The 11439-nt window shown below is 72.5% G+C and carries 11 protein-coding genes and 1 pseudogene; 11 read left to right on the top strand and 1 reads right to left on the bottom strand.

Annotated elements, in window-relative coordinates; all coding sequences use genetic code 11:
• The 6 genes and pseudogenes from FV229_RS21750 to FV229_RS21725 form a co-directional block, all read left to right on the top strand.
• Positions 1 to 865, top strand: a pseudogene (locus tag FV229_RS21750) (hypothetical protein); the annotation flags it as partial.
• Between the two features lie 66 nt (positions 866 to 931).
• A complete protein-coding gene (locus FV229_RS21745) occupies positions 932 to 2527 on the top strand; it encodes a DUF2793 domain-containing protein (protein WP_147753960.1) in 1596 nt (531 codons plus the stop codon).
• Between the two features lie 50 nt (positions 2528 to 2577).
• Positions 2578 to 3198: a lysozyme gene (locus FV229_RS21740; protein ID WP_147753959.1), complete on the top strand. Its 621-nt coding sequence runs from the start codon at positions 2578 to 2580 to the stop codon at positions 3196 to 3198.
• A gap of 59 nt (positions 3199 to 3257) precedes the next feature.
• Entirely contained in the window at positions 3258 to 3779 is a 522-nt protein-coding gene (locus tag FV229_RS21735) for a hypothetical protein (RefSeq protein ID WP_147753958.1), read from the top strand.
• 56 nt (positions 3780 to 3835) lie between these two features.
• A complete protein-coding gene (locus tag FV229_RS21730) occupies positions 3836 to 4258 on the top strand; it encodes a hypothetical protein (RefSeq protein ID WP_147753957.1) in 423 nt (140 codons plus the stop codon).
• Positions 4255 to 4767, top strand: coding sequence for a hypothetical protein (locus tag FV229_RS21725; protein ID WP_147753956.1), 513 nt, complete (start codon positions 4255 to 4257; stop codon positions 4765 to 4767). Before FV229_RS21730 ends, FV229_RS21725 begins: the two co-directional genes overlap by 4 nt.
• On the opposite strand, the gene FV229_RS21720 is transcribed toward FV229_RS21725, so the two are convergent.
• On the bottom strand, positions 4724 to 6013 hold the full coding sequence (locus FV229_RS21720; protein WP_147753955.1) for a family 16 glycosylhydrolase: 1290 nt from the start codon (positions 6011 to 6013) through the stop codon (positions 4724 to 4726). The genes FV229_RS21725 and FV229_RS21720 overlap by 44 nt on opposite strands.
• 459 nt (positions 6014 to 6472) lie before the next feature.
• Between FV229_RS21720 and FV229_RS21715 the strand changes: the two genes are divergently transcribed.
• From FV229_RS21715 to ccmI, 5 genes are all read left to right on the top strand, one after another.
• Positions 6473 to 6844, top strand: a complete 372-nt coding sequence (locus FV229_RS21715; protein WP_147753954.1) for a hypothetical protein — start codon at positions 6473 to 6475, stop codon at positions 6842 to 6844.
• Between the two features lie 37 nt (positions 6845 to 6881).
• A complete protein-coding gene (locus FV229_RS21710) occupies positions 6882 to 7559 on the top strand; it encodes a response regulator transcription factor (protein ID WP_147753953.1) in 678 nt (225 codons plus the stop codon).
• A gap of 260 nt (positions 7560 to 7819) precedes the next feature.
• The gene (locus FV229_RS21705; RefSeq protein WP_147753952.1) at positions 7820 to 9262 is read left to right on the top strand and encodes a sensor domain-containing diguanylate cyclase; all 1443 of its coding nucleotides are present in this window, start codon (positions 7820 to 7822) and stop codon (positions 9260 to 9262) included.
• Positions 9263 to 9525: 263 nt separating this feature from the next.
• On the top strand, positions 9526 to 10944 hold the full coding sequence (locus tag FV229_RS21700; protein WP_147753951.1) for a sensor histidine kinase: 1419 nt from the start codon (positions 9526 to 9528) through the stop codon (positions 10942 to 10944).
• Positions 10945 to 11171: 227 nt separating this feature from the next.
• On the top strand, positions 11172 to 11439 hold a 268-nt coding region (ccmI, locus tag FV229_RS21695), incomplete at its 3' end, for a c-type cytochrome biogenesis protein CcmI (protein ID WP_147753950.1).

The raw sequence follows: 11439 nt of genomic DNA, 5'->3' as shown, positions 1-11439 counted from the left end.
GCCCTGGCCCGGCGCGCTGGCCGTCTGGCGCTCGGACGGGGAGGGCGCGCCGCTGGCGCTTCACGGCAGCGTGGACTACCCGGCCTGCCTCGGCCGCACCCTGACGCCGCTGCCCCCCGGGCCGCTCTGGCGCCTCGACCGGGCGGTGCGCCTCGATGCGACCCTCCGCAACGCCGGCGCGCTGGGTAGCGTCGGCCTGGCCGCGATGCTTTCCGGTGGCAACCTGTTCGCGGTGATCGCGCCGGACGGCACCGTGGAGATGATCGCGGCGCAGGACGCCGTGCTCACCGGCCAGGAGACCTTCCGCCTCGGCGGGCTGCTGCGGGGGCTCGCCGGCAGCGAGGCGGCGGCGACGCGCCCGGCTCCGGCCGGCAGCCTGATCGTCCGGCTCGACGACGGCGCGGTGGTCCCGTTGGTCGACCGCCTCGACGTGGCCGGCCGCCGGTTCCGCTACCGGATCGGCCCGGCCGCCCGCGATCCGGGCGACCCGTCCTTCGTCGAGGTCTTCGCCGCGGCCGGCCTGTCGGCGCTGGCGCCCCTGCGCCCGGTCCACCTGCGCGCCCGGCGCGAGCCCGGCGGCGTGCGCCTCTCGTGGATCCGCCGGGCCCGCCGCGACGCCGACGGCTGGGAGGCCGCCGACATCCCCCTCGACGAGGCGGTGGAGGCCTACGCGGTCACGGTCTTCGCCCCCGACGGACGCGGGCTGCGCACGCTGACCGCCTCCGGGCCGAGCCTGCTCTACGCCGACGAGGCCGCGGATTTCGGGGGGCCGCAGGCGCTGCTCGACGTGGCCGTCGCGCAGGTCGGGGCGGCGTTCGGGCCAGGCGCGGCAGCCCGCGCGCGCCTGCCGGTCGGCCGGGCCTGACGCCGGGGAACCTCGGCAGCCTCGTTCGCAAGACGCCCTGGAAGAACTGCTGGAGAGAGCTCGCCGATGTCGGACGCCACGCAAAACCTCGCGCTGCCGCTGATCGCGGCCAACCAGGCGCAGAAGCACGTCACCCACAACGAGGCCCTGGTGCAGCTCGATGCGCTCGTGCAGCTCGCCTGCCTCGACAAGGACCTCGTGGCGCCGCCCGCCGCCCCGGCCGAGGGCGACCGCTACCTCGTCGTCGCGGCAGCGCCCACCGGGGCCTGGGCGGCCCTGTCGGGTCAGGTCGCCTGCTTCCGCGACGGGGTCTGGATCGGGCTCGCGCCCCGGCCGGGCTGGCTCGCCTACGTCGCTGACGAGGCCGACCTCTACACCTTCGCGGGCGGCGCCTGGACGAGCCTGCGGGCTTCCTTCACGACCCTCCAGAACCTCGCCCGCCTCGGAATCGGCACCGCGGCCGACGCCGTGAACCGCCTCGCGGTGAAGTCCGAGGCCGCGCTGTTCTCCTGGGACGACGTCACGCCCGGCTCGGGCAGCGTGCGGCTCACCCTCAACAAGCAGGCGGCGGCGCGCGACGCCGGGCTGGCGTTCCAGACCGGGTTCTCGACGCGCGCGCTGTTCGGCACCTTCGGCGCCGACGACTTCGCCCTGAAGGTCAGCCCGGACGGCGCGCGCTTCACGACCCCGCTCGCGGTCTCCGCCGCCACCGGCCGGCTCGCGCTGGGGCGGGTCGCCGGCCCGCTCGAGGTCAGCGCCAACGCCGGTGCGCTGCCCGACGCGCCGCCCCAGACGGTGCTGCGGGTCTCCGGCGCGGACGGGACGCCGCCGCGGCTCGTCCTCGACGGCTTCGGCGCCGGCGCCTCGGGGCATCTCGCCTTCCGGGCCGCGGCGGGGAACGCCGCCGCACCCGTCGCCCTGCAGTCGGGTTCCATGATCGGCCAGGTCTCGGCCTTCGGCTACGGCGCGACGGGCTACGCGGCGACGCCCCGGGCGCAGCTCGCCTTCCTCGCCACGGATGCCTGGTCGGACGCGTCGCAGCCGACGCGGATCAGCCTGCGCACGACGCCCGCCGGCACCGCGGCCAGCGCCGAGGTTCTGGCCGTCGAGGCCAACGGCGCGGTGCGGCTCGCGCCGCTGGCGGCGGACCCCGCGGCCGGTCTCGCCCTCGGGCAGCTCTACGCCAGCAGCACCGCCACCGCGCTCAAATGGTACACCGGCGCGGGCTGGGCGCGGATCAGCAACTTCGCGAAGGCCGCCGCCGGCACCAGCTTCGACAACTACGTTCCGGCCGGCGCCTGGACCAAGGTGCAGTTCAACGTCGCCGACAGCAACGACCAGGGCGCCTTCGCCGCCGGGACGAACCGCTTCACCGCCCCCGAGGCCGGGCTCTACCGGGTCTCGGCGATGCTCACCTACAAGCGCAACGGGGCCAGCGCGCCGACCGCCTTCGAGGTCCAGTTCTACCGGAACGGCGCGGCCGCCGGGCGCGGGCGCGCCGCCGCCACCGGCGCGCTGGTGGACGGGATCACCGCCCTGTCGCTCGCCTCGACCCTGAAGCTCGCGGCGGGCGACGGCGTCGAGGTCTGGGCCCGCTTCACCGGTGCCGACGGCTACGTCGCGGCGGCCGACTCGTTCTTCGGCGCCCACCAGCTCGGGTGAGACCCGAGCACCCGCCGCGTCGATCGACCTTTTCCCTCTCGGAGACTGCCATGAACCTCTCCCCCATCGGCGAGGCGTGCCTCATCGCGCGCGAGGGCCGGCGCCTCCGGGCCTACCGCGATTCCGTCGGGGTCTGGACGATCGGCGTCGGCCACACCTCCGCCGCCGGGCCGCCGCAGGTCGTGCCGGGCCTCGCGATCACCGCCGCCGAGTGCGACGCGATCTTCGCGCGCGACGTCGCGGCCTACGTCGCCGCGGTCCGGAGCGGGCTGACGGCGCCGGTCGGGCCGCACGCCTTCGATGCCCTGGTCTCGCTCTGCTACAACATCGGGCCGTCGGCCTTCTCCGGCTCGACCGCCTTGCGGCGGATCAACGCCGGGGACGCGGCCGGCGGCGCCGAGGCGATGCTGATGTGGGCCAGGCCCGCGGCGATCCTCGGGCGCCGCCGCGCCGAGGCCGAGCAGTTCGTCACCCCCTACGCCGCCGCCCTGCCGCGCCCGACCGACGCCGCGGCGCGAATTCGGATCGCGGCCCCCCTCGCGGCGGTGGCGGACCCGCGCGTCGCGACCCCGGTCCTGGTCCCGACCGCACCACGTCCCGCCCGGCTCGCTCGGCTCCGCGACGCGATCCGCGCCTGGCTCGCCGCGACGCCGGCCGCCGGCCGAGCCTGATCCGAGTTCCCGTGCCGGCCGGGCTCCACCGCGCATCCCCAGCCAGAGGACTTGAAACCATGACCCGCTTCCCTGCGGCGCCCCCGCGCGCCCGTGTCTCGCTTACCGCCTGCCTCGCGACCTGCCTCGTCGCGTCGCCCGCCCTCGCCGCGGCGGCCCCCGCCGTCGTCCTGCCGTGGGGCGAGTGGGTCGTCGCCTTCGCCACCACGGCGCAGGCGGTGCTGATGCCGCTCCTCGTCGCCCTGGCGACCGGCCTGATCGCCCGGTTCGCGCCGCTCCTGAGCTACGTGCTGTCGAAATCCGTGGTCGAGGGCATGGTCCGGCGGGTCACGGACTATGCGCTGAACGCGGTATCCGGGGCCGCCAAGGGGCAGGTGCTCACCGTGCCGGTGGGCTCGGCCGTGATCGCGGCCGCCGTCCAGCGCGCGTCCGACCAGGCGCCGGGCTTCGTCGTGAAGGCCGCCGGCGGCCTGCCCGGCATCGCCGAGAAGGTGTTTCGCCGCCTCGCGCTGGAGCAAGGCTCGACCGCCGCCAACACCCTCGCGCCGGCTTTGGCCGCCGTCGGCCTCGCGGCGCGCTAGCGAGAGTGCCCAGCCGCGGGTGACGGACCGACACGCTGACACCCGCGGGAGGCGGCATGGACGCGACATCGCAGAGCCCGGAGGCGCGCGACCCCGCCTGCCGCCGGGCGGCCCTCGACGCGATCGGCGAGGGCGTCGGGCGGGTGCTGCCGCCGCCCGACGACGGCCTCGGCGAGAGCCTGATCCGCCGGGCCTACTCCGGCCGCGCGGCGTCCGAGGCCGAGGAGGATCGGCTGGTCGTCCGCTTCGGCACCGAGTGGCGCACCTTCATCCGGCGCCAGACGCCGGACCGGCTCACCGCCCTCGACGAGCTGATCGACGAACGGATCGAGCGGCGGGCGCTCGCCCGGTTCTACCGGCGGATGAAGCACGCGGCGGTCGTCGTCGTCGTCACGGCTTTCGCCCTGGCGCAGTTCGGGGTCGACCGGCTGCCGCTCGTGCGCCAGCTCTGGCGCCTCGTCCGGGGAGATCTGCGATGAGCGCCTCCCTCGACCGCTGGCTCACCCGGCTCTACCACGCGGTCGGCGGGGGCCTGTTTCTCGGGCTCTGCGCGATCGTCTTCTACGCCGCCGGCGACCGGCACCGGCCCGGCCGGGTCGGGTCGTCCGTGCTTCTGGCGTCGGAGGTCGCGCCCGGCGGCGCGCTGCGACAGGCGCGGGTGATCGCCGACCTCGCCGAATGCACGCTGCCCGACGCGCGCTGCCTGCACAGCGTCGGACCCGACCGGCACCAAGTGGCGCCGCCTGCCAACGCCGTCGATGCGCCGCCCTGGGACCGCGACGGCAGACCCCGGACCATCGAGACCGAGATCCCGGCCGACTTTCCCTGCGGGCCGGCGATGCCGGTCGAGAGTCCTTCGGCCGCCTGCAACGGGTTCCGGCGCACCGTCCGCCCGCAGCGCCGGCCGGATGCGGTCACGCCGTTCCGGGTGACCTGCGGTGGTGTCACCACAGGTCCGGCGGGGGCGAAGACGGCGCGAGTACCGTGAAGGCCGCGCCCTCATGGACCCAGGCGCCGCCGGCCTGCGCCTGCGTGAAGGCCGCCGTGTCGGCGGCCCCGGCGGTGTAGTGATGCGCCCCGGTCGCGGTTTCAACGAAGCGTTGGACCGTCAGCGCGTCGGCCCCGGCGAGCGCCGGGTCGGCGTAGGCCTGGAACGCCACGCCCTCGGCGTGGAAGCTCGGCAGCATGGCGGCGACGTGGTCGCGCTCCGCCACGCTCGCGGTGTAGAAGTGCTCCCCCGTCCGCGTATCGACGAAGCGGAACACGTCCACCGTATCGGGACTCGCCGCCGGCGACGCCCAGGCCACGCCCTCCTCGGTGTAGGAGGGCAGGTTCTGCGCGATGTAATCCCGTTCGCTCGCGCTCGTCGTGTAGAGGTCGTCCCCCGTGCGCGCGTCGCGGAAGTGGAACGTGTCGTCGCGCGCCGCGTCCGGTGCGCTCGCGTAGCCCCGGATGTAGTCGATCGTCATCTGCGCCGGATTCGTCCCGTCGGGGTCGCCGGCCCAGGCCCCGCCGACGGCGAGGTTGGCGATCAGGTACATCGGCGTGTTCAGGTCCGCGGGCGTCGCCGCCTGGAAGGTCGGCTGCCCGTCGTAGTACCAGGTGATCGTGTCCGGCTCCCAGTCGACGCCGTAGGTGTGGAAGCCGGACGTCATGTCCGGCACCGCGACGTTCGACTCGTCGAGGTAATGGGTCGCGTCGACCCGGTGTCCGCCCGAGACCTGGCTGTGGACGGTGTTGCGCAGGATGTTCGGCGCGCCGCCGACCATCTCCATCACGTCGAGTTCGGGCGGCCAGCTCCCGTCCGCCGGCAGCATCCAGAAGGCCGGCCACATCCCCTGCGCCGCCGGAAGCTGCGCCCGGATCTCGAAGTAGCCGTAGGTCTGGCTGAACGTATGGGCGGTGTTGAGCATCCCGGACGTGTAGGCCTGCCCCTCGATCGCATCCCGGATGCCGGGCGCGGCCGGCGCCGCGGTGATCGTCAGCAGGCCGTCGGAGACGTGGAACGGGTCGGGCAGGCCGGCCGTGCCGCCCGCGGCCCCGTCCGACGCGGCGACGTAGTATTGCAACTCGTCATTGTATGGCATCGTCCCGGTGGCGTGGATCTTCGTCGACCATTGTGGCGCCCCGACCGTGTCGAGCCCCGTCGTGCCGTTCCAAGGCGTGAAGTCGTCGAACTCCTCCGCGAAGGTCAGGGTCGCGGTCTTCGACAGGTTGTTCGGATCGATCGCCATGGAGGCCCCCGCCGCGTGTGCGCCACCGGAGTGGATTCGCACACTGAATGCAACTGAGGGTAGAATATCTCGTCTTAAGTTTTGGTTCCGGGCCGCGATCGCGCGATTGCGATCTGCCGGCACCGTTCGGGACGGTTCGTGCGTCTTCGTGGGGCGGGGCCAGGTATAAATCACCGACGCCTTCGACGTTCGACAGTCGTTCCGTGCGGCACGTCGATCGCCGAGCTGCGATCTTGTCGCCCGCTTCCGGGCCGTGATCGCGGGGGATCGCACCCTGCACGAGGGAACCGCTGCCGGTCTCGGCCGTAACGCTTCGCAGCTCCCGATGGACTTTCGATGAGACCCGCCGCCCCCCGATCCACCCACCTCGCACACGAGGCTCTAACCGCGCCGCGAGACACGTCTCGGGCCGGGGGCATTCAGGGCGCATTCAGTGCCTTCGGCCGACAGTCCCGATCCATGCGCTACCCCTTCGCCCTCGCAGCGATCTGCCTGACCGTCGCGGCCCTCGCCGGCGGCGGTCTCGGCACGCTGGCGGAGGAGACCCGCGAGGCGGCCCCGGTCGTCGCCCCCGGGGCGTCGCAGCCGCGGGTCGAGGAGTGCCTGTCGCCCGCCGACATGCGCGAGGAGGTCTCCGAGCGCCGGGTGATCGCGCCGGTGGCGGCGATCAAGGCCGCGCGCACGGTGATCGCGCGGGCGGAGATTCAGCGCGCCAGCCTGTGCCGCCACGCCGACGGCCTCGTCTACATGCTGACCGCCTTGCGTCGGGACGGCCACTTCGTGCACGTGATGGTCGATGCCAAGACCGGCCAGGTGGCGGGCCAGTACTGACCGGCCGAGAAGGCCGTGGCTCGAGGGAGAGTGATCCGTGCGTCTGCTCGTGGTCGAGGATGACCGGGACATCAACCGGCAGGTGGTCAGCGCGCTGGAGGAGGCGGGCTACGTCGCCGACAAGGCCTTCGATGGGGAGGAGGGCGGCTATCTCGGGGAGAGCGAGCCCTACGACGCGATCATCCTCGACATGGGCCTGCCCAAGGCCGACGGCGTCAGCGTGCTGCAGAAGTGGCGCCGCGCCGGGATCAAGACCCCGGTGATCATCCTCACGGCGCGCGACCGCTGGTCCGACAAGGTTGACGGGTTCGATGCCGGCGCCGACGACTACGTGACCAAGCCGTTCCACATGGAGGAGCTGATGGCGCGGGTGCGTGCGCTGCTCCGCCGCGCCGCCGGCCACGCCACCAGCCAGATCGCCTGCGGGCCCGTCACCCTCGACACGCGCTCGGGCCGGGTGTTCGTCGACGGCAACCCGGTCAAGCTCACGAGCCACGAATACCGGTTGCTGTCCTACCTGATGCACCACACCGGCCGCGTCGTCTCCCGCGCCGAGCTGACCGAACACCTCTACGACCAAGATTTCGACCGCGATTCGAACACCATCGAAGTCTTCGTCGGGCGGCTGCGCAAGAAGCTCGCGGTCGACCTCATCCAGACGGTGCGCGGCCTCGGCTACCTGGTGGATCCGAGCCAGCCGCCGGCTCGGGTGTGACGCTTGGCGCCCGCTCTGCGCGATCCTTTCAGAGAGAGATTTTTGGATCTTTCACAACCTTAAGGTGTGTTAGCAGTATCTCTAGTATGAAAAACGAAGTTTCGGCGAGCGAGATCAAATTTTCGTGGTCCGACGCATTGTGGATCGCGTGACGACCCTACGCCGAGCACTGACGCGACGTTAAGGTTCGGTGATTTACCCTGCGGATCACTTCGACGGGTTCGGCCCAAGGGTTGCCGAGCCTTCGCGCAAGGATCTCCATGGTTCCCCTTCCGCACAATGAGCCTGCGCGCCTGGCGGCGCTGCGCAGCCTCGACGTGATCGGCATGCCGCCCGAGCCGCATTTCGACGCGCTCTGCCGCACCGCGGCGGCCCTGTTCTCCCTCCCCATCGCGCTCGTCTCGCTCGTCGAAGAGAACGACCAGTGGTTCAAGGGCAAATGCGGCCTCGACCTGGACGGCACCTCGCGCGAGGTGTCGTTCTGTTCGCACGCCATCCTCAGCCCCGACGTCATGGTGATCGAGGATGCGACGCGCGACGACCGCTTCGTCGTCAACCCGCTGGTGACGGGCAAGCCGCATATCCGCTTCTACGCGGGTGCCCCGCTCGTTCTGGCGCCGGGTCTGCATGCCGGCACCCTCTGCACCATCGACACCCAGCCGCGGACCTTCTCCACCGAACAGCGCCGGCAGCTGCAGGACGTGGCTCAGGTCGTGGTGGCGCAGCTCCGCCTGCACGCGGCCGAGCGGGCCTTGCGTGAACGGGAGGCGGGCTACCGGCTGCTCGCCGACAACACCACCGACATGGTGGTGCGGTCCGATCTCGACGGAACGCGCCGCTACGTCTCGCCCGCGGCCAAGCTGCTGCTGGGCTACGAAGCCGAGGCGTTGGTCGGCACCCGGCCACTCGACTTCGTTCACCCCGACGATGCGGATGAATATCGGCGCCTCCTCGACGACATCGGCGCGGCGCGCGTCACCCACGCCGTGGGGCAGCAGCGATATCGGCGCAAGGATGGGACCTGGGTGTGGGTCGAGGCCTCCTTCAGCCTGACCTACGACGAGATCACGAGTCGACCGGACGGCTACGTCGCTTCCGTTCGCGACATCACGGTTCGCAAGGAGAGCGAGCAGCGGATGGCGCACCTCGCGCGGCACGACGCGCTCACCGGCCTCGGCAATCGCGTCCTCTTCCGCGAACGCTTCGACGAGGAGACTGCGCGCGCGTCGCGGGCGGAGGGCGGGTTCGCGATCCTCTGTCTGGATCTCGACCGCTTCAAGGCCGTCAACGACACGCTGGGCCATCAGGCCGGGGATCAGCTGCTGCGCCATGTCGCCGACCGGCTCCGCTCGGTGGTGCGCATCGAGGATACGGTGGCCCGGATCGGCGGCGACGAGTTCGTCGTCATCCAGACCGGCTCCGGCCGACGCGAGGACGCGACCCGGCTGGCCGAGCGCCTGATCGCGGCGATGTCGCTCCCGATCGATCTCGACGGCCATCCCGTCGGGATCGGCGTCAGCATCGGGATCGCGTTGACGCGAGAGGACGGCTTCGACCGCGAGGCGCTTTACCGAGCCGCCGACCGCGCCCTCTACCGCGCCAAGGCGGAGGGGCGAAACGCCTTCCGGTTCGCCTACGCCCCGGACCAGGCTCAGGTCACGGGTGACGCAGCATCCGACCCCCTCGACCGGCAGGTCGCCTGAGCCGACGCCGGCGCGACCCCTGACACACTCGGTCGCCGCGCAGGGGCGCGCCTGCGCATTCACTCGGTTCGGGCGTCGCGATCTCGCGTCGGATGACCCTTGCGCTCGGCCCGAGGACCGACGAGACGATGGGCTTCCGCATCGCCGGTAGAATGGGCGTACGCGCGCCGCCCTCGAAACGTGGTCACGGCATGACTTCGACCTCCCCACGAGCCGAGCCGAAGGATCGTGAGCATCCGGCGCCCGAACCGCGCGTCGCCCCGATGCGCGCGGTCCTGAGCCTGTTCTCCCTCCGGCGTCGCTCGATCGCGGTGCGCCTGGCGGTCTCGGCGCTGCTGGCCAGCTCCGCGATCCTGCTGCTCGCCGCCTGGATCCTGACGACGCTCTACCGCGAGACCACCGAGCGGGCGTTCGACAGCCGCCTGCTGGTCTTCGCCAACAACCTCGCCACCGACCTCGTCACCCCGAGCGACACCGAGAGTCGCGCCTTCACCCTCGGGGACCCGCGCTTCGACCTGCCGCTCTCGGGCTGGTACTGGCAGGTCGGCAAGCCCGACGCCCGGCCGCGGGACCTGCGCACCTCGCGCTCCCTCGTCGGCGTGCCGCTGAAGCCCGCGACCGATCCCGACGGCAAGGCGGGAGTCGGGCAGATCCGCCAGGGCTACGGCCGCGCCCAGGACGACCGGCTGCTCCGCATCATCGAGCGCGACGTCGACCTCGGCGAGGACGGGCGCTACACCGTGCGCGTCGCCGGCCCGGCCGACGAGATCGTCAACGACGTCGAGCGCTTCCGCAACTCGCTGTTCATGACCTTCGGCCTGCTCGGTTTGTCGCTGGCGCTGACGACCCTGCTGCAGATCCGCTTCGGCCTGGCGCCGCTGAAGAAGATGCGCGCGGCGCTCGGCGCGATCCGCCGCGGCGAGGCCGACCGGATCACCGGGACCTATCCCCGCGACATCGCCCCGCTCACCGGCGAGGTGAACCTCCTGATCGAGACCAACCGCGAGATCCTGGAGCGCGCCCGCACCCAGGTCGGCAACCTCGCCCACGCGCTCAAGACGCCGCTGTCGATCATCGTCAACGAGGTCGGCGCCTCGGACGCGCCGGCCGACCTCGCCGAGAAGATCCGCGAGCAGGCGGCGGTGATGCGCGACCAGGTGAACTACCACCTCGACCGGGCGCGCGCGGCCGCGCTCGCCGGCACGCTGGGGACCTCGACCGACGTCGAGCCGGCGCTCGCCGGCCTCGTGCGGACCTTCGGGAAGATCTACCGCGACAAGGACATCGCCTACGAGGTCCACGTGCCGGCGGGCCTGCGCTTCCGCGGCGAGCGCCAGGATTTCGAGGAGATGGTCGGCAACCTCGTCGACAACGCCTCGAAATGGGCCGCCGGCCGCGTCGCGATCCGGGCCGAGGCGGTGGAGGCCCACGATTATCCCCACCTTCTCGTCGCGATCGAAGACGACGGCCCCGGCCTGCCGGAGGAGGCGCGCTCGGCGGTGCTCGGGCGCGGCCGGCGCATGGACGAATCGAAGCCCGGCTCCGGCCTCGGCCTCTCGATCGTCGCGGACCTCGCCACCCTCTATCGCGGCCGCTTCCGCCTCGAGCAGGCGGCGTTGGGCGGCTTGCGCGCGGTGCTGGAGGTGCCGGGCGACCTGCCCAAGGGCGCGGCCGGGCACTGATCGCGGACGTTCGGGAAAGGTCCGCGCCCTCGTCGTCGCGAAAAGCTTGTCATCGCGAAAAACTTGCGTGACACCGTGACGCCGAGAGCGGGCATCGTACCGCCTGCGGCCGGTCTCTACGATCCGGCCGACGGCCATTCGGTCCCGACGAGGGCCGTCTTACAATCTGAGGGGATGAGGCGGCCGCGGTCTCGCGTCAGGCGAACCGGGACCGCTTCGAAGGTGTGATGACGGCGATCTGGTTCATTCTGGCGGGCATGACCGCCGCGGCCGTCCTGGCCCTGCTCTGGCCGATGTCGCGCCGCGTCGCCATCGTCCCCGATGCGGCCGGCACCGTCACCGAGACGGCGTTCTACGAGGATCAGCTCGCCGAGATCGAGCGCGACCTCCAACGTGGGCTGATCGCGCCCGCGGAGGCGGAATCGGCCCGCACCGAGGCCGCCCGCCGGCTCCTTCGCGCGAGCCGCGCCCCCGGCCCCGGCGAGGCGAGCGTGG

Origin of the sequence: Methylobacterium sp. WL120 (assembly GCF_008039465.1) — a bacterium.
Classification (GTDB): Bacteria; Pseudomonadota; Alphaproteobacteria; order Rhizobiales; family Beijerinckiaceae; genus Methylobacterium; species Methylobacterium cerastii.
The sequence above is the reverse complement of the archived record's forward strand: the minus strand, read 5'-3'. Positions and strand labels throughout refer to the sequence as shown.

What these genes read in the sequence shown, in the direction of transcription:
- FV229_RS21745 (WP_147753960.1), top strand. Translation starts at nt 932, where the DNA reads ATGTCGGACGCCACGCAAAACCTCGCGCTGCCGCTGATCGCGGCCAAC.
- FV229_RS21740 (WP_147753959.1), top strand. Translation starts at nt 2,578, where the DNA reads ATGAACCTCTCCCCCATCGGCGAGGCGTGCCTCATCGCGCGCGAGGGC.
- FV229_RS21735 (WP_147753958.1), top strand. Translation starts at nt 3,258, where the DNA reads ATGACCCGCTTCCCTGCGGCGCCCCCGCGCGCCCGTGTCTCGCTTACC.
- FV229_RS21730 (WP_147753957.1), top strand. Translation starts at nt 3,836, where the DNA reads ATGGACGCGACATCGCAGAGCCCGGAGGCGCGCGACCCCGCCTGCCGC.
- FV229_RS21725 (WP_147753956.1), top strand. Translation starts at nt 4,255, where the DNA reads ATGAGCGCCTCCCTCGACCGCTGGCTCACCCGGCTCTACCACGCGGTC.
- FV229_RS21720 (WP_147753955.1), bottom strand. Translation starts at nt 6,013, where the DNA reads ATGGCGATCGATCCGAACAACCTGTCGAAGACCGCGACCCTGACCTTC.
- FV229_RS21715 (WP_147753954.1), top strand. Translation starts at nt 6,473, where the DNA reads ATGCGCTACCCCTTCGCCCTCGCAGCGATCTGCCTGACCGTCGCGGCC.
- FV229_RS21705 (WP_147753952.1), top strand. Translation starts at nt 7,820, where the DNA reads ATGGTTCCCCTTCCGCACAATGAGCCTGCGCGCCTGGCGGCGCTGCGC.
- FV229_RS21700 (WP_147753951.1), top strand. Translation starts at nt 9,526, where the DNA reads ATGCGCGCGGTCCTGAGCCTGTTCTCCCTCCGGCGTCGCTCGATCGCG.